This window comes from Streptomyces sp. JNUCC 64, from assembly GCF_054484115.1.
On sequence record NZ_CM137015.1, the window covers coordinates 5,540,159 to 5,563,045 of the forward strand.

Genomic DNA, 22,887 nt, shown 5'->3' on the forward strand with positions numbered 1-22,887 from the left:
CACGACCCCCGGGGCCCGCGTACGGCCGCCCAGAGCCCCGAGCCGCACGCGCCCGCGCCGCCCGAGCCGCACGCGCCCGCGCCGGAAACGCCCGCACCACACGCACCCGCCGCGCACCGGGCGGCCGCGGACCGCCCCCCGGCCCGGCTGAGCGTCAACCAGATGACCGTCAGGGGGCTGACGCTGCCCGAACTGGCCGACGCCTGCGCCGCGTCCGGCGTGGGCGCGGTCGGCCTGTGGCGGGAGCCGGTGCGCGCCCACGGCGTGGCGTCCGCCGCCCGGCTGGTGCGTGCCGCCGGGCTCACCGTCAGCACGCTGTGCCGGGGCGGCTTCCTCACGGCGACCGGCGGCCCCGAACGGTCCGCCGCACTGGACGACAACCGGGCCGCCGTCCGCGAGGCCGCCGCGCTGGGCACCGACACCCTCGTCCTGGTCTGCGGCGGACTGCCGCCCGGGGAACGGGACCTGACGGCCGCCCGGGGCCGGGTGGCCGACGCGCTGACCGTCCTCGCGCCCTACGCCGCCGACCACGGGGTGCGGCTCGCCGTCGAACCGCTGCACCCGGTGTTCGCGTCGGACCGGTGCGTGGTCTCCACCCTGGAACAGGCGCTCGACCTCGTGGAGCCGTTCCCCGCCGACCGGGTCGGCGTCTGCGTGGACACGTACCACGTGTGGTGGGACGACCGGGCGCCCGCGCTGGTCGACCGCGCGGGGGCGGCGGGCCGGATCCACGCCTTCCAGCTCGCGGACTGGGTCACCCCGCTGCCCGAGGGGGTCCTCACCGGACGCGGTCAGCTGGGCGACGGGGTCGTGGACCTGCGCGGGTGGCACGCGCGCGTGGACGCCGCCGGGTACACCGGCCCCGTGGAGGTCGAGCTGTTCAGCGACGCCCTGTGGGCGCGGGACGGACGCGAGGTCCTGGCGGAGACGGTGGACCGCTACCTCACGCACGCCGCCCCCCGGCCGTAGGACCGGTGCCCTGCCGCCCGTCCGCCCCCGCGCCCGTACACGGCGACCGGAGGAACCGAGCGGAGCACAGGACGAGAGGGGGAGAGGGGGAGGACGGTCGCGCGGGGCTGTCAGACCGCGCGTGTAGCGTCGGGGCATGGTGAATCCCGCGGAGGTCGAGGGGGTCCTCGAACGGATCACGTACGCCAACGAGGAGAACGGCTACACCGTCGCCCGGGTGGACACCGGCCGGGGGAGCGGTGACCTGCTGACGGTGGTGGGCGCGCTGCTGGGCGCCCAGGTGGGGGAGTCCCTGCGGATGCGGGGCCGCTGGGGGTCCCACGCGCAGTACGGCAAGCAGTTCCACGTCGACGACTACACGACCGTGCTGCCGGCCACCGTGCAGGGCATCCGCCGCTATCTGGGCTCCGGGCTGGTCAAGGGCATCGGCCCGGTCTTCGCCGACCGCATCACCCGGCACTTCGGGGTGGACACCCTGAGGATCATCGAGGAGGAGCCCGAGCGGCTGGTGGAGGTGCCCGGGCTGGGCCCCAAGCGCACCAGGAAGATCGCCGCGGCCTGGGAGGAACAGAAGGCCATCAAAGAGGTGATGCTGTTCCTCCAGAGCGTCGAGGTGTCCACGTCCATCGCGGTGCGCATCTACAAGAAGTACGGCGACGACTCGATCGCCGTGGTGAAGGAGGAGCCCTACCGGCTCGCCGCCGACGTGTGGGGCATCGGGTTCCTCACCGCCGACCGGATCGCCCAGTCCGTCGGCATCCCGCACGACAGCCCCGAACGGGTGAAGGCGGGCCTCCAGTACGCGCTGTCGCAGTCCACCGACCAGGGCCACTGCTTCCTCCCCGAGGAACGGCTCATCGCGGACGCGGTGAAGCTCCTCCAGGTCGACACCGGACTCGTCATCGACTGCCTGGGCCAACTGGCCGCCGAGGACGAGGGCGTGGTGCGCGAGCGGGTGCCCGGCCCCGAGGGCGACGAGGTGACCGCCGTCTACCTGGTGCCGTTCCACCGCGCCGAGCTGTCCCTCTCCGGGCAGCTGCTGCGCCTGCTGCGCGCGCCGGACGACCGGATGCCGGCCTTCCGGGACGTGGCCTGGGACAAGGCGCTCGCGTGGCTCGCGGACCGGACGGGCGCCGATCTCGCCCCGGAGCAGGAGCAGGCCGTCCGGCTGGCGCTGACCAGCAAGGTGGCCGTGCTGACCGGCGGGCCGGGCTGCGGCAAGTCCTTCACCGTCCGGTCCATCGTGGAGCTGGCCCGCGCCAAGCGGGCGAAGGTCGTGCTGGCCGCCCCCACGGGACGCGCCGCCAAACGGCTGGCCGAGCTGACCGGGGCCGAGGCGTCGACGGTGCACCGGCTGCTGGAGCTGAAGCCCGGCGGGGACGCCTCCTACGACCGGGACCGCCCCCTGGACGCCGATCTGGTGGTGGTCGACGAGGCGTCGATGCTGGACCTGCTGCTGGCGAACAAACTGGCCAAGGCGGTGGCGCCGGGCGCGCACCTGCTGTTCGTCGGGGACGTCGACCAGTTGCCCAGCGTCGGGGCGGGCGAGGTGCTGCGGGATCTGCTGGCCGACGGCGTGCCGGTCCCCTCGGTACGGCTGACCAGGATCTTCCGTCAGGCGCAGGAGTCCGGGGTGGTCACCAACGCGCACCGGATCAACTCCGGTCTGCCGCCCGTCACCCAGGGCCTCACGGACTTCTTCCTCTTCGCCGAGGAGGACACCGAGGAGGCCGGCCGGCTCACCGTCGACGTCGCCGCGCGGCGGATTCCGGCCAAATTCGGTTTGGACGCCCGGCGTGACGTCCAGGTCCTCGCGCCGATGCACCGGGGCCCGGCGGGGGCGGGCAACCTGAACGCGCTCCTCCAGCAGTCGATCACCCCGGGCCGTCCCGACCTGCCGGAAAAGAGGTTCGGCGGCCGGGTCTTCCGGGTCGGTGACAAGGTCACGCAGATCCGCAACAACTACGAGAAGGGCACGGGCGGCGTCTTCAACGGCACCGTCGGCGTGGTGACCTCGCTCGACCTCGACGAACAGCGTCTGACGGTGCTGACGGACGAGGACGAGGAGGTGCCGTACGACTTCGACGAACTGGACGAACTGGCCCACGCCTACGCCGTGACGATCCACCGTTCGCAGGGGAGCGAGTATCCAGCCGTAGTGATCCCCGTCACCACGGGGGCGTGGATGATGCTGCAACGCAATCTGCTCTACACGGCGGTGACGCGCGCCAAGAAGCTCGTCGTCCTCGTGGGCTCCCGCAAGGCCCTGGGCCAGGCGGTGCGCACGATCTCGGCGGGGCGCCGCTGCACCGCCCTGGACTTCCGGCTGTCCGGGGGGACCGGCGGGCCCGCCGCCCCCACCGGACGTGGTTCCGAGGACCGACCCGACCGACCCGCGCGGTCCGGCGCGACCGACCCGACCGATCCGACACCCATCGGGCGGTTTGATCGATCAAACGAGTCGGAAAGGTCACACGAGGCTTTCGGAACCGGGGCGAAGGGGGCAGGATAGGCAGGCTGGCGGCACTGAGTGCCGCCAACTAGCCCAATGCTCGACCCCCAGTGCACTCTCCTGCGCCAAATGGGGGATGGTAGAGACAGTCAGGGCACCTCGAAGATGAGGCACTACGTCGGTGAGGGAAGACGTGAGCGACAAACGCGACAACTCGGTAGTAGTACGGTACGGCGACGACGAGTACACCTATCCGGTGATCGACAGCACCGTGGGTGACACGGGCGTCGACATCGGGAAGCTCCGCGCCCAGACGGGGCTGGTGACACTCGACAGCGGCTACGGCAACACGGCCGCCTACAAGTCGTCGATCACCTATCTCGACGGCGAAGAGGGCATCCTGCGGTACCGGGGCTACCCGATCGAGCAGCTCGCCGAGCACTCCAGCTTCCTGGAGGTGGCGTACCTGCTGATCAACGGTGAGCTCCCCACGGTCGACGAGCTCTCCGTCTTCCGCAACGAGGTCACGCAGCACACCCTGCTGCACGAGGACGTCAAGCGGTTCTTCGACGGCTTCCCCCGGGACGCGCACCCGATGGCGATGCTGTCGTCCGTCGTCAGCGCGCTGTCCACGTTCTACCAGGACAGCCACAACCCGTTCGACGAGCAGCAGCGGCACCTGTCCACGATCCGGCTGCTGGCCAAGCTGCCGACGATCGCGGCGTACGCCTACAAGAAGTCGATCGGCCACCCGTTCGTCTACCCGCGCAACGACCTCGGGTACGTCGAGAACTTCCTGCGCATGACCTTCTCGGTCCCCGCGCAGGAGTACGTGCCGGACCCGGTCGTCGTCTCGGCGCTCGACAAGCTGCTCATCCTGCACGCGGACCACGAGCAGAACTGTTCGACGTCCACGGTCCGTCTGGTGGGCTCCTCGCAGGCGAACATGTTCGCCTCGATCTCCGCCGGCATCTCCGCGCTGTGGGGCCCGCTGCACGGCGGCGCCAACCAGAGCGTGCTGGAGATGCTGGAGGGCATCCAGGCGAGCGGCGGTGACGTCGATTCCTTCATCCGCAAGGTGAAGAACAAGGAAGACGGCGTGAAGCTCATGGGCTTCGGGCACCGCGTCTACAAGAACTTCGACCCCCGGGCGAAGATCATCAAGGCGGCGGCGCACGACGTCCTCTCGGCGCTCGGCAAGTCCGACGAGCTGCTGGACATCGCGCTGAAGCTGGAAGAGCACGCGCTGGCCGACGACTACTTCGTCTCGCGCAAGCTCTACCCGAACGTGGACTTCTACACCGGTCTGATCTACCGGGCCATGGGCTTCCCGACCGAGATGTTCACCGTGCTGTTCGCGCTCGGCCGCCTCCCCGGCTGGATCGCCCAGTGGCACGAGATGATCAAGGAACCGGGTTCCCGCATCGGCCGCCCGCGCCAGATCTACACCGGAGTCGTCGAGCGCGACTTCGTGCCGGTCGAGGGCCGCTGACCGGCTGACCGGCAGCACCGCCGTCTCTCCGGCCGGAGCGGGAAGGCTCCGCCGGGCGGGCGGCACCGGGCGCACCGGAGGATTCCGGCCGGTGCGCGTCGTGGGTACGGGAACGCCGCCCGGTCCGGGGGGCGGTGTTCCGCGGCCCGTCGTCGCCGGCGGCGGGGTCCGTCCGCATCCGGGTGGCACGGTCGGCAGGGCGTCGTACGGACCGTGCTGTCCGTCCGCGTCCGGCGGCACGCGCCACCGCACCACCCCGTACGCACCTCCATCCGCACCACCACTTCATCGGGCATCGCACGCGGCGGTGCCCGATTTCGTGTGCCCGGGGGCGGTTCGGGGGCGGGCGGCAGCAGGCCGGGAGAGCGCCGGTTCCCGGCCCGGCCCGGGGCGTGCCGGGGCGGGAAGGCCCTGGAGCCCGTGTCCGCGCGGAAGGGCGCCGAGGGCGGGAGAGGGGCGGGGAGGGTGTCCGGAGCCGTCTCCGGGCCCTGGAGGCGGCTCCGGAAGCCCTGGAAGGGTCGCCTGGGGAGTCCCGCCGGACGGCGGGGCGGGGAGAGCCCCGCGCGCGCGGGGCGGCACGGGTACGGGTGAGAGGCGCGCGAGGGGGGTACGGGAGGGGGAACGGAGCGGCGCGCCGCCGAAGACCGGGCGGCCGGACGGCGTGGGACGGTCCGGGAGACCAGGGGCGGCCGGGGACGGCCGGGGACGGTCCCGGAAGGCGCGGGAGAGGGCAGGGAAGGCGCGGGGCAGGGAAGGGCGGCAACGGGCGGAAGGTGCCGGGAACGCGGCAGGGAGGCGGACGCGGACGAAGGCCCGGAGCAGACGAAGGCCCGGAACGGGCGGAAGGTGCCTGGAGTGGGCGGAAAAGGTCCGGAACAGGCGGAAGGCGCCCCACCGCCGGTCCCCCCACGGGCCGACTAAGCGGGACGCCCTCCTTTGTCCCGGTGCGGATTCCCCCCACGGGATCCGGCCGGGCGCTCAATGGGCAGCGCCTGCTGCTGGGGGTTGTACCGCTGCGATCTGCCGGGACCCGTACGCACGGGAGGGCCGCTCAAAGCTCCCCGGTGAACGTGCCCCGGCAACGCACTTTCGGAGATGTCCCCCAAGACACCTCCGATGCCAGACAACGCCCCCCAAGACGTTTTCTGACATCGCCTTCTTAGACTCACCAGCATCCACGATGGTTACGTCGGGAACGCTGTGATCTATCTCTCCTGCATATGTCCATCTACCTGCGCAAGAGCCCGATATGGCGATCGGGGTTCAAGCGTAAGGATGTTGCGTGGGGTCTGTGAAGGCCCCCGGGGATAGTTACCGGAATGTCCTGAGTCGCAAGCCGTTCGTGACCGTGGAAACCCGGTGGAACCGATCCCCGTGCCGTCGTGACCCCGGTGACGCCAGCGGCACCGGCGGCGCCGACGGCACCCGGGCGCCCCCGCCACCGGGGACCGGTCGGACCGGCCCGTGCGGGGCGCCGCGGGCTACGTTAGCGCCGAACGCTCGGAAAAGGTTCTCTTTGGCGAGGGAAAGCGTCTTTCCGGAAGGCCGATTGGCGCTTCGGCGCCGGTGGCCCGCCCGGGTGGCCCGCTGTCGCCCCTCATGTCCGCATCCGGGCAGGCCGGGGCCGTTGTCCGGGCTGGCCCCTCATGTCCGTGTCCGGGGCCGGGCCGCGCGCCGGAAGCGCCCCGGGCGGCACCGTGGGGCCCGGCCTCCGGGTCGCGGACGCGTTCCGGGGCGCGGGGCCGGTGGCGGCCGGGGCGCTCGTGGTGGACCCGATGGCGGGGTCCGGTGGCGGGAGGGGGTGCGGGCGGCGCGGCGCGGTCAGGCGCGGCCGGTCAGCTCGTAGCCCGCCTCGTCGACGGCGGCGCGGACGGCCTCCTCGTCGAGCGGGGCCCCCGACACCACGGTGACCTGTCCGGTGGCGGCGACCGCCTTCACCGAGCTGACTCCGGGGAGCGCGGAGATCTCGGTGGAGACGGCGCCCTCGCAGTGGCCGCAGGTCATCCCGGTCACCTGGTAGACGGCGGTCACGGAGTCCTGGGTCTGGGCGCTCATGTCGTTCTCCTGGGATGTCGCTGGTCGGTCGCGGGGCGGCTGCGCCCGCGCGGGTCGGGGAGGGGGCGGTGTCGTGCGTCCGTCCCTCTCCGGCGTTGACCACACTATACCCCCTGGGGGTATGAAGCCAAGGGGTTCGGGGGTCGGGCGGGGCAGGGCGGGGCCTCGCTCCGGATGGTCTCAGCTTCCGCGACGGCTGCGCGGCCGGGCGGCCGCCCAGGCGCGGACGGTGTCCGCGTACCAGTGCGGGGTGCCGTTCGCGATCAGGTCCGGCGGGGGCATCAGCCCCTGCTTGCGGTAGGAGCGGACGGTGTCGCGCCGCACTTGGATGTGGGCGGCGATGTGCTGGTAGGTCCAGAGGGTCGTATCGGTCATGGCGTGCCTCTCGCGTGTGCGCGCCGCGGGGGTGGCGGAACGGCCACCGGAGGGGGGCCGGGCGCGATCGCCCCCACCCTGTGCCCAGGGCGCGACGGAGCGTGAGGGGTGCGGGGGTTTGTGGGGAAGATGTGACGCGAGCGGTGTGAATCCATGACATGTGTCACAAGAAGCGGATGTCCGACTGTTCGCCCCGGGGCGGAACGGGCGGGGGAGCGGCGGGGAGGGGGGGCACGGCGCGATCCGAAGCGGAAGGCGCGGGCGGTGGGCGCGGGGGCGGGACGGGGCGTACGCCCGCCGGGGGCGGACGGGGGCCCTCACGCCCCGCAGGAGCGCAGGAACGCCCGGGTGCGCCGGGCGATCGGCAGCGGAGCGTCCGGCGCGCAGGGGTACATGTCCTGTTCGACGATCGCGAACAGTTCCACCCCGAGCCGCTGGGCGGCGGTCAGCACCGGGCCGAGCGCGGGCACTCCGGAGGGCGGCTCGCACATGACACCCCGTGCCACCGCCGGGCCGAACGGCAGGTCCTCGGCGCGCACCCCGGCGAGGACCTCCGGGTCCACCTGCTTGAGGTGCAGATAGCCGACGCGCTCCCCGTAGGTCTCGATCAGCTTGACGCTGTCGCCGCCGCAGTAGGCGTAGTGCCCGGTGTCCAGGCACAGGGACACCAGGTCCGGGTCGGTGCCGTCCAGGAGGCGGGCGACGTTCTCCTCGGTGTCCACATGGGTGTCGGCGTGCGGATGGACCACGAGACGCAGCCCGAACCGCTCGCGCACCTCCCGCCCCAGCCGTTCGGTCTGCGAGGTCAGCGCCCGCCACTGCGCGGCGGTCAGCACCCGGTCCTCCAGGACCTCGCCGGTCTTGTCGTCCCGCCAGAACGACGGGATGGCGACGAGGTGACCGGCGCCCGTCGCCCGGGCGAGGGCGGCGACCTCGGCGACGTGCGCCCAGGTGCGGTCCCAGACGGCGGTGCCGTGGTGCAGCCCGGTGAAGACGGTTCCGGCGGAGACCCGCAGGCCCCGGCGGGCGGTCTCCCCGGCGAGCACGGCGGGGTCGGTGGGCAGATAGCCGTACGGGCCGAGTTCGATCCACTCGTAGCCCGCCGCCGCGACCTCGTCGAGGAAGCGCCGCCAGGGCACCTGCCGGGGGTCCTCGGCGAACCAGACGCCCCACGAGTCCGGCGCCGAACCGACACGGATGCGGGAGAGCGGGGCGGGCGGGTTCCCGGCCGGTGGGGTCATGCGGTTCAGCCTCCCGGCCGCCGCGGAAGGGTGTCAAGGACTGTCCGAATGTCCGGACAACATGTTGACAGCGCTCGCTGACCGGGACTAGACCTGACACCCTGGCAGCAGACGGGGCACCCGCCCCCCGGGCGCGGGCGCGGCACGGGGTGACACCGGCCCGGACCGGAGAAGGGGCGACGCGGACGTGCAGGCGACGGACCCACGGGACGACGGGCCCCGGGGTGACGCCCCGTCGGGCGCCCCGGGGGACGGCGCCACCGGTGGTACGCCGGGGGATGCGCCGAGCGGTGCGCTGGACGGCCCGGCGGGCACCCGGACGGAGGCCCCCACGGAAGGCCCTGCGGAGACCCGGGCGCAAGGTCCTGCGGAGGTCCTCACGGAGACCCGGGCGGAAGGCCCCGTGGAGGTCCTCACGGAGACCCCTGCGGAGAGCCTCGCGGAGAACCCCACGGCCAGTGGAGCGGACGCGGGCGGGGCCGGGGCGCCCTTCGAGGTGGTCACCCTGGGCCGGATCGGGGTGGACCTCTATCCGCTCCAGACGGGCGTGCCCCTCGCGGACGTGACGGCCTTCGGGAAGTTCCTCGGCGGCTCCGCCGCCAACGTCGCCGTCGCGGCGGCCCGGCTCGGCCGCCGCACGGCGCTCGTCTCCCGCACCGGACCGGACGCCTTCGGCCGCTATCTGCGCGGGGCGCTGCGGGAGTTCGGGGTGGACGACCGCTGGGTCACCCCCGTCGACGGCCTCCAGACGCCCGTCACCTTCTGCGAGGTGTTCCCGCCGGACGACTTCCCGCTGTACTTCTACCGCCGTCCCAAGGCGCCCGACCTGGAGATCCGCACCGGGGAACTGGACCTCCCGGCCCTCTCCGCCGCCCGGGTCCTCTGGGTCACCGGCACCGGGCTCAGCGAGGAGCCGAGCCGCGCCGCGAACCTGGCCGCCCTCGCCCACCGCGCGGCCGACGCCGGGCCCGGCGCGCTCACCGTCCTCGACCTCGACTGGCGGCCCGCCTTCTGGACCGACCCGGCCGCCGCCCGCCCGCACTACGCGCGGGCGCTGCGGTACGCCACCGTCGCCGTCGGCAACCTGGACGAGGTGGAGGTCGCCACCGGGGAACGGGACCCCCGGGCGGCGGCCGAGGCGCTGCTCGCGACGGGGGTGCGGCTCGCCGTCGTCAAACGCGGGCCCGAGGGGGTGCTGGCCCTCTCCGCCGACGGGGAACGCGCCGAGGTGCCCCCGCTGCCCGTCACCGTGCTCAACGGGCTCGGCGCGGGCGACGCGTTCGGCGGGGCGCTCTGCCACGGCCTGCTGTCCGGCTGGGACCTGGAGCGCGTCACGCGGTACGCCAACGCGGCGGGCGCGATCGTCGCCTCCCGGCTGGAGTGCTCCTCGGCGATGCCCGTCCCCGGGGAGATCGAGGCGGCGCTGACGGCGGGTGAGGTGCGGTGACGACGGAGCCGGACGGGTCCGGTGACCTCGACGGGTCCGACCTGCCCGGCGGGTCCGGTGCGTTCGGTGCGTCCAACGGGTCCGGTGGGCTTGGCGGGTCCGGTGGGTCCAACAGGTCCGGTGGGTTTGGCGGGTCTGACAGGTCCAACGGGTCCAGCGAGCCCAGGGAGGTCCGTGGGCTCGGCGACTCCGCTGCGGCCCGGGGGCCCGCCACGACCGAGGGGCCCGCTGGGGCCGGTGGTGCCGGAGGGGCGGGGGAAGTCGTCGGGTCGGGTGGGGTCGAGGTCGACCCCGGGGCGCTCGCCCGGCTGCGGGCCCGGCATCCGGAGGCCGTCGCGGAGGCCGCCGCCCGCCGGGTGCGCAGACCCCTGCTCGGCACCTCCGGACGGCTGCTGATCGTCGCCGCCGACCACCCCGCGCGCGGCGCCCTCGCCGTCGGCGGCCGGGCCCTCGCCATGGCCAACCGCGCCGGACTGCTGCGACGGCTGTGCCTCGCGCTCTCCCGGCCCGGGGTGGACGGGGTCCTCGCCACCGCCGACGTCCTGGACGACCTGCTGCTGCTCGGCGCCCTCGACGGCAAGGTCGTCATGGGCTCCCTCAACCGGGGCGGACTCGCCGGGTCCGCCTTCGAACTCGACGACCGCTTCACCGGGCACCGCCCCCGCGATCTGCACCGGCTCGGCTTCGACGCGGGCAAGCTGCTGCTGCGCCTCGACTACGGCGACCCCGGTTCGCTGCGGACCCTGCACACCGCCGCCCGTGCCGTGGACGCGATGGCGCGACGACGGCTCCCGGTCTTCGTCGAACCCTTCCTCTGCCGCCGGGTGGACGGCGTCCTGCGCGCCGATCTGAGCCCCGGGGCCGTCACCACCTCGCTCGCCGTCGCCTCCGGGCTCGGCGGCAGCTCCGCGTACACCTGGCTGAAGGTGCCCGTCACCGCCGACCCCGCCGACATGGCCCGGGTCATGGAGACCAGCACCCTCCCGGCCGTCCTCCTCGGCGGGGACGTCGGCGACGACCCGGACGCCGCCTACGCGCGGTGGCACGCCGCGCTGCGGCTGCCGACGGTGCGCGGGCTCGTGGTGGGCCGCGCGCTGCTGTACCCGGCGGACGGGGACGTCGCCGGGGCCGTCGACCGGGCGGTCGCGCTGCTGTGAGCGGCGGGCCCGGGGGCGCGGGCGGACGGGGGACACCGGGCGGGAACGGCGGACGGGGAGGCGGGGCGTGGGCACGGGTGGGAGCGGCGGGTCCGGGGCGGGTAGGGGCAACCCCATGAGCGACAGCGGCCTCCACCTCCCCCGTGGCACCACCCGTCACGGTCCGTACGACCTCGACGTCTCCCCGCGAAGCGCCGAATGGACCCACACCAGCCTCCGGGTGCTGCGGCTGGAGGCGGGCGGACGGCACTCCCTCGCCACCGGCGACAGCGAATGGATCGTGCTTCCTCTCGAAGGCGGCTGCACGATCCTGGCCGATGGCCGCATCATCGAACTCGTGGGCAGGGAGAGCGTGTTCGACGGAGTCAGTGACTTCGCCTACCTCCCCCGCGACGCCCACGCCCAGATCGCCTCCGGCGCGGGAGGCCGCTTCGCCCTGGCAGGAGCGAAGTGCGAGCGTCGACTCCCCGCCCGCTACGGCCCCGCGCCGGAGGTTCCCGTCGAGGCCCGTGGCGAGGGCCTCACCGCCCGTCAGGTGCGGGGCTTCGCCGCCGCCGACGCCTTCCCCTGCGACCGGCTGATCGCCGTCGAGGTCGTCACCCCCGGCGGCCACTGGTCCTCCTACCCGCCGCACAAGCACGACGAGCACCTCCCCGGGCGGGAGAGCGAGCTGGAGGAGGTCTACTACTACGAGTGCGCGCCGTCCGCCGGGGGCCGACCCGGCTTCGGGTACCAGCGGGTGTCCCCGTCCCGGGCGGGCGGCGCCGAGGTGCTGGCGGAGGTGCGCAGCGGGGACGCGGTGCTGGTGCCCGACGGCTGGCACGGTCCGTCGATCGCGGCGCCCGGCCACGACCTGTACTACCTGAACGCGATGGCGGGGCCCGGCACCGAACGGGAGTGGCGGATCACCTTCCACCCCGACCACCCGGACGGCTACCGGTGAGCACCGAGCCCCGTACCGTCCCGGTGCTCCGTCCCGTCCGTGCCCGCTTCCCCGGCTCCGCCCCCTGCCCCGTCCGGCCGCCCCGACCCGTACGTCCCGTCAACCCCGTACGTCCCGTCGACCCCGGCCGTTCCGTGCACCGTGGCCGTTCCGTCGACCCCGTACGTCCCGTCCGCCGTGGCCGTCCCGTCCGCCGTGGCCGTCCCGTTCGCCTCCGCCGTCCCGTCCGTCCGGCCGTCCCGGCCCGTTCCGTGAGGTACCGATGACCGCCGTCACGACCCGGCTGACCGTCGCCCAGGCGCTGGTCCGCTTCCTCACCGTCCAGTACGCCGAACGCGACGGGCACCGCCACCGGCTGGTGGCGGCCACCTGGGGGATCTTCGGGCACGGCAACGTCGCCGGGATCGGCCAGGCGCTCCTGGAGTACGGCGACGCGATGCCGTTCCACCAGGGCCGCAACGAACAGGCGATGGCGCATGCGGCGATCGGCCACGCCCGGCAGCGCGGACGGCTCTCCGCGCACGCGGTCACCACCTCCATCGGCCCCGGCGCCACCAACCTCGTCACCGCCGCCGCCCTCGCCACCGTCAACCACCTGCCGGTGCTGCTGCTGCCCGGCGACACCTTCGCGACCCGGCCCGCCGACCCCGTCCTCCAGCAGCTGGAGGTGCCCTGGGCGGGGGACGTCTCCGTCAACGACTGCCTGCGGCCGGTGTCGCGGTACTTCGACCGGGTCACCCGGCCCGAGGTGCTGGTCCCGGCGGCCCTCCAGGCGATGCGGACGCTGGCCGACCCGGCCGCCACCGGGGCCGTCACCCTCGCCCTGCCGCAGGACGTGCAGGCCGAGGCGTACGACTGGCCCGTGGAGTTCTTCCGGGAGCGGGTGTGGACGGTGCGCAGGCCCGCGCCCGACCCGGCCGAACTGGCCGCGGCGGTGGCGGCGGTGCGCGCCGCCCGGCGGCCCCTCGTCGTCGCGGGCGGCGGGGTGCGGCACAGCGCCGCCGAGGACGCGCTGCGGGCCTTCGCCGAGGCGACCGGGGCGCCCGTCGCCTCCACCCAGGCGGGCAAGGGGGCGCTGGCCTGGGACCACCCGGCCGACGTGGGCGGCGTCGGGCACACCGGGACGGCCACCGCCGACGCCCTGGCCCGCACCGCCGACCTGGTGATCGGCGTCGGCACCCGCTGGACCGACTTCACCACCGCCTCCGGCACCCTCTTCCCGCCCGGCGCGCGCTTCCTCAACCTGAACATCACGTCCTACGACGGCCACAAGATGGCGGGGCTGCCGCTGGTGGCGGACGCCCGCGCGGGGCTGGAGGCGCTCACCCGGGCGCTCACCGGGGCCCACGGCACGGACGGCGGCGGCACGGCGTCCGGTACGGGCGGGGCGTCTTCTGGCACCGGTACGGATTCCGGTACCGGCGTGCCCTCCGGTACCGCTACGGATTCCAGTACGGGCGTGCCCTCCGGTACCGGCGCCACCGGTACGGCCTCCGGCGACCGCGCGGGCCGGGGGACCCCGTACGCCCCCGGCGCCCCCTACGCCCCGGACCCCGCGTACGCGGCCGAGTACGCCGGGGCGAAGGCCGCGTGGGAGGCGCGCGTGGACGCCGCCTACGCCGCCCCCGACCCCGGCGCGCGCCCCACCCAGACGCAGGTCCTCGGCGCCCTGGACGCGCTGGTCACCGACGAGGACATCGTCATCAACGCGGCCGGTTCGCTCCCCGGCGACCTGCACAAGCTCTGGCGGACCCGCTCCCGCGACCAGTACCACCTGGAGTACGGCTACTCCTGCATGGGCTACGAGATCCCGGCCGCCATCGGGGTCTCGCTCGCCGCCCCCGGACGGCCCGTCTGGGCACTCGTCGGCGACGGCACCTATCTGATGATGCCCACCGAACTCGTCACCGCCGTCCAGGAGGGCGTCCCCGTCAAGGTGGTGATCCTCCAGAACCACGGCTACGCCTCCATCGGCGGACTGTCCACCGCCGTCGGCGCCGAGGGCCACGGCACCGCCTACCGCCACCGCGCCCCCGACGGCACCTTCACCGGCGACCCGCTCCCCGTGGACCTCGCCGCCAACGCCGCCAGCCTCGGGATGCGGGTGCTGCGCGCCACCACCGTCGCCGGGCTGCGGACCGCGCTCGCCGAGGCCCGCGCCGCGACCGTCCCCACATGTGTCTACACGGAGACCCGAACGCCCGACACAGTGTCGGGCCCGCCCGGGGCGCAGGCGTGGTGGGATGTGCCCGTGGCCGAGACGGCGACCCGCGCGCCCGCCCTCCGGGCCCGCGCGGAGTACGAACGGCGGGCGGCGGACCGCCACCGTCCGCTGTGACCGGTCCCTCCGGACCGTCCGCCGCGACCGGTCCGTCCGGCCGCCACGCACGTCCGCGCGGCCACCGCCGCGCGGAACACGACACCACGGCCACGCCACACGGGGAGCGCCACCGCCCGGCGCGCCGGACGCGAGAGTTGGGGAACCTGTCATGACGAAGACCGTCCAGCACTGGATCGGCGGGAAGGCCGTCGAGGGGGCGTCCGGCGTCACCGGCCCGGTCACCGACCCCGCCACCGGCCGGACCACCCGGCGGGTCGCGTTCGCCTCCGTCGACGAGGTCGACACGGCGGTCGCCACCGCCCGGGAGGCGTTCGCCACCTGGGGCACCTCCTCGCTGGCCCGCCGCACCGAGGTCCTCTTCCGGTTCCGGGCGCTGCTCGACGCCCACCGCGACGAGATCGCCGCGCTGATCACCGCCGAGCACGGCAAGGTCCACTCGGACGCGCTCGGCGAGGTGGCCCGCGGGCTGGAGATCGTGGACCTCGCCTGCGGGATCACCACCCAGCTCAAGGGCGAGCTGTCCACCCAGGTCGCCAGCCGGGTGGACGTGGCGGCGATCCGCCAGCCGCTCGGGGTCGTCGTGGGCATCACCCCGTTCAACTTCCCGGCGATGGTCCCGCTGTGGATGTTCCCGGTCGCCATCGCCTGCGGGAACGCCTTCGTCCTCAAGCCCTCCGAGAAGGACCCCTCGCCCGCGGTGCGCCTCGGCGAGCTGCTCGCCGAGGCCGGGCTGCCCGACGGGGTGTTCAACGTCGTCCACGGCGACAAGACCGCCGTGGACCGGCTGCTGGAGCACCCGGACGTGGCCGCCGTCTCGTTCGTCGGCTCCACCCCCGTCGCCCGGTACGTGCACACCACGGCCACCGCCCACGGCAAGCGGGTGCAGGCCCTCGGCGGCGCCAAGAACCACATGCTGGTGCTGCCGGACGCCGACCTCGACGCCGCCGCCGACGCGGCCGTCTCCGCCGCCTACGGCTCCGCCGGGGAGCGCTGCATGGCGGTCTCCGCGGTGGTCGCCGTCGGCTCCGTCGGGGACGAACTCGTCGCGAAGATCAAGGAGCGCGCCGAGCGGATCGTCATCGGCCCCGGCGACGACCCCGCCTCCGAGATGGGCCCGCTGATCACCGCCGCCCACCGGGACCGGGTCGCCTCCTACGTCACCGGCGCGGCGGCCCAGGGCGCCGAGGTCGTCCTGGACGGCACCGGCCACACGGTCGAGGGGTACGAGGACGGCCACTGGATCGGGATCTCCCTGCTGGACCGGGTCCCCGTCGACGCGGACGCCTACCGGGACGAGATCTTCGGCCCGGTGCTGTGCGTGCTGCGGGTCGACTCCTACGACGAGGGCCTCGCGCTCATCAACGCCTCCCCGTACGGCAACGGCACCGCCGTCTTCACCCGGGACGGGGGCGCCGCGCGCCGCTTCCAGCTGGAGGTCGAGGCGGGCATGGTCGGCGTCAACGTGCCGATCCCGGTGCCCGTCGGCTACCACTCCTTCGGCGGCTGGAAGGACTCCCTCTTCGGGGACCTCCACGTCTACGGCAACGACGGCACCCGCTTCTACACCCGGGGCAAGGTCGTCACCACCCGCTGGCCCGACCCCGCCGACGGCCCGACCGGCGTCGACCTCGGGTTCCCCCGCAACCACTGAGCCCCGACGCCCCTTTCATCCCCTTGGTAGCGCTTGTGGTGAATATCTGCCCCTGCCCGGCTCGCGCGCCGGGCGGGGACGGACAGGCGCGAAGGGGGTGGAGGGGCGGGGCGGACGGGGCGATGTCGCGGCGGGCGGGCGTACCGCGTCCGCCGTGCGCGCCGGGGCCGGGTACTCCCCGGGGAGGCGGAACGGTTCACCCCCCGGGCCGTACGGGCTGTCACCCCCGCCGCTTACCGTGGAGCGCATGGACTTCCGAACGCCCTGGCCATCCCGGCTCCGCCGCCCCCGGCGCGCGCTCGCCGCCGTGGCCGGTGTCGCGCTGCTCGCCGCCGCGGGCACCTGGACGGCCGCCGCCTCGGACGACCCGCCCCCGGTGCACCGGGCGGACCGGGTCCTGGACACCGGCGGGGTCCGCGTGGACACCTCGTACTTCACCTCCGGCGGGGACGGACGGCGCCCCGCCGTGCTGCTCGGCCACGGCTTCGGCGGTGACAAGGACGACGTCCGCGAACGGGCCGAGGACCTGGCCCGCTCCGGGTACGCGGTCCTCACCTGGTCCGCGCGGGGCTTCGGCAAGTCGGGCGGCCGGATCGGGCTCAACGACCCGAAGGGCGAGGTCGCCGACGTCTCCCGGCTGATCGACTGGCTCGCCGACCGCCCCGAGGTGCGCCTCGACGCCGAGGGCGACCCGCGCGTCGGCATGGCGGGCGCCTCCTACGGCGGCGCGGTCGCCCTGCTCGCCGCCGGACACGACCGCCGGGTCGACGCGCTGGTGCCCGAGATCACCTACGGGAACCTCGCCGACGCGCTGTTCCCCGGCGGCGTCTTCAAGAAGACCTGGGCCGGGCTCTTCGTCAACGCGGGCGGCGGCTGCGACCGCTTCGAACCCGCGCTGTGCCGGATGTACCAGCGCGTCGCGGAGCGCGGCGCGCCCGACGCCGGGGCCCGCGCGCTGCTGGAGGCCCGTTCCCCCCTGGCCGTCGCCGACCGGATCGAGGCGCCCACGCTCCTCGTCCAGGGCCAGACCGACTCCCTGTTCACCCTCGACCAGTCCGACGCCCTGGCCCGCGCGATCCGCGCCAACGGCGCGCCCGTCGCCGTCGACTGGATCAGCGGCGGCCACGACGGCGGCGACCGGGAGGGCGACCGGATCGAGGCCCGCGCCCGCGCCTGGTTCGACCGCCACCTCAAGGGCGACGAGGACGCCGACACGGGCCCCGCGTTCCGGGTCACCCGCACCGGCGGCGTCGACTCCACCAACGGCGCCGCCCAGCTCCGGGGCGCCAGCGCGGACGCCTACCCCGGACTCACCGGCGCGCCCCGCTCCTTCGCCCTCGACGACCGGCCGCGGAGCTTCGAGAACCCGGCGGGCGCCAGCCCGCCCGCCGTCTCCGGACTGCCCGGCCTCGGCGCGGCGGGGGCCGGTGCCGGACTCTCCCAGCTCTCCGCGCTCGGCCTCGGCCTCTCCCTCGACTTCCCCGGACAGTTCGCCCGCTTCGACTCCGCGCCCCTCACCGGGGACCTGCGGATCACCGGCACCCCGCGGGTCCGCGTCCGGGTCTCCTCCACCGCCCGGGAGGCGGTGCTCTTCGCCAAGCTGTACGACGTCGGACCGGACGGGGAGCGCCAGGTGCTGCCCGCCCAGCTCGTCGCCCCGGTCCGGGTCGACGGCCTCGGCGGCGACCGGAGCCGGGAGGTCACCCTCACCCTGCCCGCGATCGACCACGAGGTGCGGCGCGGACACACCCTGCGGCTCGCGGTCTCCTCCACCGACCTGGGGTACGCCTCGCCCACCGCCCCCGCCCGGCACACCGTCACGGTCCTCGGCGACCTCACGGTGCCGACCGCCCCGGGGGTCACCACCGCCGCCGCCCCGCTGCCCTCCTGGGTGTGGGGGCTGCCGCTGGCCGCCGCGGCCGTCGCCGCCGTGCTTCTCCTCACCGGCCGCCGCCGTCGGGCCGCCGCCGCGCCCGACCCGGAGCTGGCCGGGGTCCCGCTCCAGATCACCGGTCTGAGCAAGCGGTACCGGGGCGCCACCGACCGGTACGCGGTGAAGGAGCTGTCGTTCCGCGTGGAGAAGGGCCAGGTCCTCGGACTGCTCGGCCCCAACGGCGCCGGGAAGACCACCACCCTGCGGATGCTCATGGGACTGATCCGCCCCGACGACGGGGAGATCCGGGTCTTCGGCCACGCCATCCGTCCCGGCGCCCCCGTGCTCTCCCGGGTCGGGGCGTTCGTCGAGGGTGCCGGGTTCCTGCCGCACCTCAGCGGCCGGGAGAACCTGGACCTCTACTGGCGGGCCACCGGCCGCCCCGCCGCCGACGCCCATCTGGCCGAGGCCCTGGAGATCGCCGGACTCGGCGACGCCCTCCAGCGCGCGGTGCGCACCTACTCCCAGGGCATGCGGCAGCGCCTCGCGCTCGCCCAGGCCATGCTGGGCCTGCCCGATCTGCTGATCCTCGACGAACCCACCAACGGTCTGGACCCGCCGCAGATCCGCGAGATGCGCGAGGTGATGATCCGCTACGCGGCGGGCGGCCGCACGGTGATCGTCTCCAGCCATCTGCTGTCCGAGGTCGAGCAGTCCTGCACCCACCTCGTGGTGATGGACCGGGGACGGCTGGTCCAGGCCGGTCCCGTCGCGGAGATCACGGGCGCCGGGGACGCGCTGCACGTGGGGCTCGCGGACGAGGTGTCCGACCCCCTGCTCGACAAGGTCGCGGCGCTGCCCGGCGTGGCCTCGGCGGACCGCGCCGAGGGCGGACTGCTGGTCCGGCTCGCCGAGGCGGGACCCGAGGGCTCCCGCGCGCTCCTCGCCGACCTGGTGCGGCTGGAGGTGCCCGTCACCTCGATGGGCCCGCACCGCCGACTGGAGGACGCGTTCCTCACCCTGATCGGAGGCCCCCGGTGACCACCACCGACAACCGTCCGGCGGCGGCCCCGGAGGCCGCCGCGCCGCCCGCGCCCGCCGGGGAGACCGCCCCCGGGTACCGGGCCCGTGCCACCCTGCCGGTCCGGGTGGAGCTGGTCCGCCAGCTCACCCGGCGGCGGACCATGGTGATGGGAGCGGTCCTCGGACTGCTGCCGTTCGTGCTGGCCGTGGCGTTCGCCATCGGCGGCAGCCCCGGCGACCGCGAGGACGCGGGCGAGCGGATCTCCCTGATGGACACCGCCACCGCGTCGGGCGCCAACTTCGCCGCGACCTGCCTGTTCGTCTCGGCGGGCTTCCTGCTGGTGATCCCGGTGGCGCTGTTCTGCGGCGACACCGTCGCCTCCGAGGCCAACTGGTCGTCGCTGCGGTACCTGCTGGCCGCCCCGGTGCCCCGGGCCCGGCTGCTGTGGTCCAAGCTGACGGTCGCCCTCGGGATGAGCCTCGCGGCGATCGTGCTGCTGCCGGTGGTGGGCCTCGCGGTGGGCACCGTCCTCTACGGCTGGGGCCCGTTGCACATCCCCACCGGGGGCACCCTCGACGCGGTCACGGCCGCCCAGCGGCTGACCGTGGTCATCGGGTACGTGTTCGTCTCCCAACTGGTCACGGCGGGGCTCGCGTTCTGGCTCTCCACCCGCACGGACGCGCCGTTGGGCGCGGTCGGCGGCGCGGTCGGGCTGACGATCCTCGGCAATGTCCTGGACGCGGTCACCGCGCTCGGCGACTGGCGCCACTTCCTGCCCGCGCACTGGCAGTTCGCCTGGGCGGACGCGGTGCAGCCCAACCCGGAGTGGGGCGGGATGATCCAGGGCTCGGCGGTCTCGGTCGCCTACGCGCTGGTCCTGTTCGCCCTGGCCTTCCGGGGCTTCGGCCGCAAGGACATCGTGTCCTGAGCCGACGGACCGGTCACCGTCCCACGGCCCGGTCGGCACCCGTCTCCGGACGGGTGCCGACCGGGCCGTCGCTCATCCGGCGCAGACGTGGCGCAGCCCCCGGAGCAGGTTCACGGCGTGGGTCCGGTCCAGCTCCCGCTCGTACGCCTGACCGGCGGCGGAGACGGTGACGGCGACCCGGCAGGAGGCCGCCGCGCGCTCCCGCCCGGAGGACTTCAAGGCGTCCAGCAGCTCGGTGGTGATCCGGTCGAGCACCGGACGGACCTCGCGCACCAGGTCCGGACGCTCGGTGGGACGCTCCCCGGGCCGGGCGTCCCAGCGGGCGAACAGCGCCCGCTGGACGTTCTTCCCCGCCTCGATCTGGTCGCGGAAGACGGCGACGGTGTTCACCGGGTCCAGCCCCAGCGCGGCGGCCCGCCGGGCCACGTCGTCGAGGATCTGCCGCTCCCGCGCCGGGTCCTCGATGGGCAGCGCGGTCCCGTACTTGGCGGCGGCCACCTTGTCGGCGACGAGCAGCCGTTCGGCGAGCAGCGAGGTCACCCGGTCCAGCGGCCGGACGGCCCCCGCGCGGTCGGCCGCCACGGGGACGGACACCGCCGCCGGGACGGGCGCGGCGGGGGCGTGGTCCGCCGCGACGGCGGGCACGGGGACGAGCGCGACCAGGGCCACGGCCCCCACGACGGCGGCGACCGTCAGGGACCGGGCCCGGCGGGCACGGGCGGGCTGGGTACGGGTGGGACGGGTGGTCTTCGTGGTCATTCCCCCGGTGTACCAAGGGATCCGCCGGGGGAACGAAGGGGCGGCGTAGGGGCGTTTATCGGGGTGAAGGGGGTGTATCAACCAAAGGGTGGATCATCTTCCGCCGCCGAACCGCCTGCGCTTGGACGCCTTGCTCCATCCCCGTTGCGGCGGGGGCCCGGAGGGACCTTCCGGTGAACGAGGATCACGGTCGTCGGCGGGTGTCCAGGACCCGCTACCGCCCCGGCGGCCTCCGGGCGGCCGTCGCCGGATCAGGGTCAGCCCTTCGTGGTCCACCGGCTCCCAGGCGTGCTCGTGGGTCTCGAAGGTGAACCCCTGCTCGGTGTCCGTCTGATAGGCGAGCAGCGCCCGGCCCTGATCCGCGTAGGTGCGGACCTCGTCCCAGAGCACCTGCCGCACCCGTGCAGAGGGGGAGCCGAGGAACACTCCGGGGGAGATCTCCAGCAGCCAACGGGTGAGGAGGCCCCGGAGTCCGGCCGGGCACTTGGCGAGGACGATGACGGTCACCACATCTCCAGTCCGTCGTGGTTGCGACCGCTCTCCACCTGGACGCCCCGGTCGGACTGGAGCGTCATCCGGTCCACCACGGAGGTGTCCCCGTCCCCGGCGTCCGGCTCCCGGCCCAGCAGGGTCTGGATGTCGCGGACGCAACGGTCAAGCAAACCGGTCCTGTTGACGCGGTCCCGGATCGCCCGCCGGGTCCGTCCGGCCAGGTCCTCCGGCCCTTCGGCCGCCGCGTCGAACGCGGCGGGGATCGCCACGTCCGTCTTGTAGAAGTCGGCCACGTCCATGACGAACGACAGTTCGTGTCCGGAGTGCACGAACCCCAGGGACGGGGAGCAGCCCAGGGCCGCGATCACGGCGTGTGCCACGCCGTACATGCACTTGGCCGCGGCGGTCACCGCCTGGTTCGGCGGATCACCCGCCGCGAAGTCGTCGCGGTCGTACTCGCGGCGCTTCCAGGCGACGCCCGTCCGCTCGGCCTCACGGCGGTAGCACTCCCGCAGCCGACGCCCCTCCAGGCCCAGCAACTGCTTGCGCGTGGCCGAGGAGGGATCCTCGTCGGGGAACCGCAGCCGGTACATCGCCCGGGCCACGGCCAGCCGCTGCTGCTGGTTCGCCCATGCGGTGGCCTGGGCCTCCGCCAGGGCGGACGAACGGGTCAAGGCCCGCCCGCTCGCGTAGTAGCGCACCCCGCGCTCCCCGACCCACACCACACCGGCACCGGACTCCCCGAGGAGCACCATCGCCTGGTGGGTCACCTCGGTGCCGGGGCCGAGCAGGAGGGTGCCGATCGTCGCGGACGGGACGTGGGTCACCCCGTCCGCGTCCGTCGCCGTGATCGCGTTGTCGTCCCGGCTGACCTTGCAGCGCTCCAGATACAGGAACGAGGTCCGGTCGCCGACCCTGGTCAGTTCGCGTGGTGAGGACGCCCCGCGTCGGCCGGCCGTGCTCATTCCGTCGCCCCCGCCACCGGGGCGAGCGTCATCAGCCCGCAGCCGTACGCCTTCGCCTTGCCGAGCCCCTGGGTCAGGGTGCGCCGCAGCAGGTCGGCGTCGGTGACCCGGAGCCGTCCGTCGTAGGTGACCCGGGTGAACTGGACGTCCTTCCCCGGGGCCGACGGCCGCCGGAACTGGAGTGGCATCCGGTCGCGGACCAGCACCTCGTATCCCTCGCCCTCGCCGGGCAGCCGCCGTTCCACCGGTTTCTGGAGCACTGCGAAACCGTTGGCCTTCTGCCGTCGCAACAGCCACTCCAACTGGTACCGGGGCGTGACGTGAGCCACGCGTTTGGTCGGCAGACTCCGGTCCTCCGAGAACCGGACCGAGTGGACGGGGTTCGCCGTCAGCCGGAAGCCCCACGAGTCCCCTTGGACGAGGGCGCCCAGGAAGTCGTCGTAGGGGAAGGTGTCCCAGCCCGGCCCGTCCAGGGTGGGCCAGCCCGCCTGCTCCACCAGATGCGTCAGATCGGGCCGGGACGGGCTGGTGAGGTAGAGGAGGGCCCGGCCCGAGGGCTCGTGGTCCACCCGCCACAGCACCCGGGGCCCGGGCGTGCCCCGGGGCGGGAGGTCGGGGAACGCCGCGTTCACGGCGCCGTGCAGGAGGTGGGGCGACGAGAGCAACCGTCGTGCGTCACGACGCTGGGTGTTGATGCGGAAGCGCGTCAGGTACATCGGCCGT

The 22,887-nt window shown here is 74.4% G+C and carries 17 protein-coding genes; 10 read left to right on the forward strand and 7 right to left on the reverse strand.

Features of this window, described 5'->3' with window-relative positions:
• Window positions 1-162 precede the first annotated feature (162 nt).
• From ACVWNX_RS23050 to ACVWNX_RS23060, 3 genes are all read left to right on the forward strand, one after another.
• A complete protein-coding gene (locus tag ACVWNX_RS23050; RefSeq protein ID WP_454414895.1) occupies window positions 163-969 on the forward strand; it encodes a sugar phosphate isomerase/epimerase family protein in 807 nt (268 codons plus the stop codon).
• 136 nt (window positions 970-1,105) lie between these two features.
• Window positions 1,106-3,481 carry an SF1B family DNA helicase RecD2 gene (gene recD2, locus ACVWNX_RS23055; protein ID WP_454409543.1) on the forward strand — a complete coding sequence of 792 codons (2,376 nt, stop codon included), beginning with the start codon at window positions 1,106-1,108 and terminating at the stop codon, window positions 3,479-3,481.
• A 121-nt stretch (window positions 3,482-3,602) separates the two neighbouring features.
• Window positions 3,603-4,913: a citrate synthase gene (locus ACVWNX_RS23060; protein WP_454409544.1), complete on the forward strand. Its 1,311-nt coding sequence runs from the start codon at window positions 3,603-3,605 to the stop codon at window positions 4,911-4,913.
• Between the two features lie 1,821 nt (window positions 4,914-6,734).
• On the opposite strand, the gene ACVWNX_RS23065 is transcribed toward ACVWNX_RS23060, so the two are convergent.
• The 3 genes from ACVWNX_RS23065 to ACVWNX_RS23075 all read right to left on the reverse strand — a co-directional run bounded on the left by ACVWNX_RS23065 (window position 6,735) and on the right by ACVWNX_RS23075 (window position 8,584).
• Window positions 6,735-6,968, reverse strand: a complete 234-nt coding sequence (locus ACVWNX_RS23065; protein WP_454409546.1) for a heavy-metal-associated domain-containing protein — start codon at window positions 6,966-6,968, stop codon at window positions 6,735-6,737.
• 180 nt (window positions 6,969-7,148) lie between these two features.
• The gene (locus ACVWNX_RS23070) at window positions 7,149-7,343 is read right to left on the reverse strand and encodes a helix-turn-helix transcriptional regulator (RefSeq protein WP_454409548.1); all 195 of its coding nucleotides are present in this window, start codon (window positions 7,341-7,343) and stop codon (window positions 7,149-7,151) included.
• A gap of 317 nt (window positions 7,344-7,660) precedes the next feature.
• Complete coding sequence (locus tag ACVWNX_RS23075; protein ID WP_454409550.1) at window positions 7,661-8,584, reverse strand: sugar phosphate isomerase/epimerase family protein; 924 nt, start codon at window positions 8,582-8,584, stop codon at window positions 7,661-7,663.
• A 496-nt stretch (window positions 8,585-9,080) separates the two neighbouring features.
• Between ACVWNX_RS23075 and iolC the strand changes: the two genes are divergently transcribed.
• The 7 genes from iolC to ACVWNX_RS23110 all read left to right on the forward strand — a co-directional run bounded on the left by iolC (window position 9,081) and on the right by ACVWNX_RS23110 (window position 19,948).
• Window positions 9,081-10,031 (forward strand): 5-dehydro-2-deoxygluconokinase, encoded by a 951-nt coding sequence (iolC, locus tag ACVWNX_RS23080; RefSeq protein WP_454414896.1) that lies wholly within the window; start codon window positions 9,081-9,083, stop codon window positions 10,029-10,031.
• A gap of 308 nt (window positions 10,032-10,339) precedes the next feature.
• Window positions 10,340-11,188 (forward strand): Cgl0159 family (beta/alpha)8-fold protein, encoded by an 849-nt coding sequence (locus tag ACVWNX_RS23085; RefSeq protein WP_454414897.1) that lies wholly within the window; start codon window positions 10,340-10,342, stop codon window positions 11,186-11,188.
• Between the two features lie 115 nt (window positions 11,189-11,303).
• A complete protein-coding gene (gene iolB / locus ACVWNX_RS23090) occupies window positions 11,304-12,131 on the forward strand; it encodes a 5-deoxy-glucuronate isomerase (protein ID WP_454409551.1) in 828 nt (275 codons plus the stop codon).
• 262 nt (window positions 12,132-12,393) lie between these two features.
• The gene (locus ACVWNX_RS23095) at window positions 12,394-14,469 is read left to right on the forward strand and encodes a 3D-(3,5/4)-trihydroxycyclohexane-1,2-dione acylhydrolase (decyclizing) (RefSeq protein ID WP_454409552.1); all 2,076 of its coding nucleotides are present in this window, start codon (window positions 12,394-12,396) and stop codon (window positions 14,467-14,469) included.
• 151 nt (window positions 14,470-14,620) lie between these two features.
• Window positions 14,621-16,123: a CoA-acylating methylmalonate-semialdehyde dehydrogenase gene (gene mmsA, locus ACVWNX_RS23100; protein ID WP_454409553.1), complete on the forward strand. Its 1,503-nt coding sequence runs from the start codon at window positions 14,621-14,623 to the stop codon at window positions 16,121-16,123.
• Between the two features lie 247 nt (window positions 16,124-16,370).
• Window positions 16,371-19,037, forward strand: a complete 2,667-nt coding sequence (locus ACVWNX_RS23105; protein ID WP_454409555.1) for an alpha/beta fold hydrolase — start codon at window positions 16,371-16,373, stop codon at window positions 19,035-19,037.
• A gap of 95 nt (window positions 19,038-19,132) precedes the next feature.
• The gene (locus ACVWNX_RS23110; RefSeq protein WP_454414898.1) at window positions 19,133-19,948 is read left to right on the forward strand and encodes an ABC transporter permease; all 816 of its coding nucleotides are present in this window, start codon (window positions 19,133-19,135) and stop codon (window positions 19,946-19,948) included.
• A gap of 72 nt (window positions 19,949-20,020) precedes the next feature.
• Here ACVWNX_RS23110 and ACVWNX_RS23115 read toward each other — a convergent pair whose 3' ends face one another.
• The 4 genes from ACVWNX_RS23115 to cas6e form a co-directional block, all read right to left on the reverse strand.
• A complete protein-coding gene (locus tag ACVWNX_RS23115) occupies window positions 20,021-20,707 on the reverse strand; it encodes a chorismate mutase (RefSeq protein ID WP_454409557.1) in 687 nt (228 codons plus the stop codon).
• Between the two features lie 93 nt (window positions 20,708-20,800).
• The gene (gene cas2e / locus ACVWNX_RS23120; protein ID WP_454409558.1) at window positions 20,801-21,214 is read right to left on the reverse strand and encodes a type I-E CRISPR-associated endoribonuclease Cas2e; all 414 of its coding nucleotides are present in this window, start codon (window positions 21,212-21,214) and stop codon (window positions 20,801-20,803) included.
• Entirely contained in the window at window positions 21,211-22,164 is a 954-nt protein-coding gene (gene cas1e / locus ACVWNX_RS23125; protein WP_454409560.1) for a type I-E CRISPR-associated endonuclease Cas1e, read from the reverse strand. Before cas1e ends, cas2e begins: the two co-directional genes overlap by 4 nt.
• A complete protein-coding gene (cas6e, locus tag ACVWNX_RS23130; protein ID WP_454409561.1) occupies window positions 22,161-22,880 on the reverse strand; it encodes a type I-E CRISPR-associated protein Cas6/Cse3/CasE in 720 nt (239 codons plus the stop codon). Before cas6e ends, cas1e begins: the two co-directional genes overlap by 4 nt.
• Between the last annotated feature and the right edge of the window lie 7 nt (window positions 22,881-22,887).

What these genes read in the sequence shown, in the direction of transcription:
- ACVWNX_RS23095 (WP_454409552.1), top strand. Translation starts at nt 12,394, where the DNA reads ATGACCGCCGTCACGACCCGGCTGACCGTCGCCCAGGCGCTGGTCCGC.
- iolB (WP_454409551.1), top strand. Translation starts at nt 11,304, where the DNA reads ATGAGCGACAGCGGCCTCCACCTCCCCCGTGGCACCACCCGTCACGGT.
- ACVWNX_RS23070 (WP_454409548.1), bottom strand. Translation starts at nt 7,343, where the DNA reads ATGACCGATACGACCCTCTGGACCTACCAGCACATCGCCGCCCACATC.
- recD2 (WP_454409543.1), top strand. Translation starts at nt 1,106, where the DNA reads ATGGTGAATCCCGCGGAGGTCGAGGGGGTCCTCGAACGGATCACGTAC.
- ACVWNX_RS23075 (WP_454409550.1), bottom strand. Translation starts at nt 8,584, where the DNA reads ATGACCCCACCGGCCGGGAACCCGCCCGCCCCGCTCTCCCGCATCCGT.
- mmsA (WP_454409553.1), top strand. Translation starts at nt 14,621, where the DNA reads ATGACGAAGACCGTCCAGCACTGGATCGGCGGGAAGGCCGTCGAGGGG.
- ACVWNX_RS23115 (WP_454409557.1), bottom strand. Translation starts at nt 20,707, where the DNA reads ATGACCACGAAGACCACCCGTCCCACCCGTACCCAGCCCGCCCGTGCC.
- cas1e (WP_454409560.1), bottom strand. Translation starts at nt 22,164, where the DNA reads ATGAGCACGGCCGGCCGACGCGGGGCGTCCTCACCACGCGAACTGACC.
- cas6e (WP_454409561.1), bottom strand. Translation starts at nt 22,880, where the DNA reads ATGTACCTGACGCGCTTCCGCATCAACACCCAGCGTCGTGACGCACGA.
- ACVWNX_RS23065 (WP_454409546.1), bottom strand. Translation starts at nt 6,968, where the DNA reads ATGAGCGCCCAGACCCAGGACTCCGTGACCGCCGTCTACCAGGTGACC.
- ACVWNX_RS23105 (WP_454409555.1), top strand. Translation starts at nt 16,371, where the DNA reads ATGGACTTCCGAACGCCCTGGCCATCCCGGCTCCGCCGCCCCCGGCGC.
- ACVWNX_RS23050 (WP_454414895.1), top strand. Translation starts at nt 163, where the DNA reads ATGACCGTCAGGGGGCTGACGCTGCCCGAACTGGCCGACGCCTGCGCC.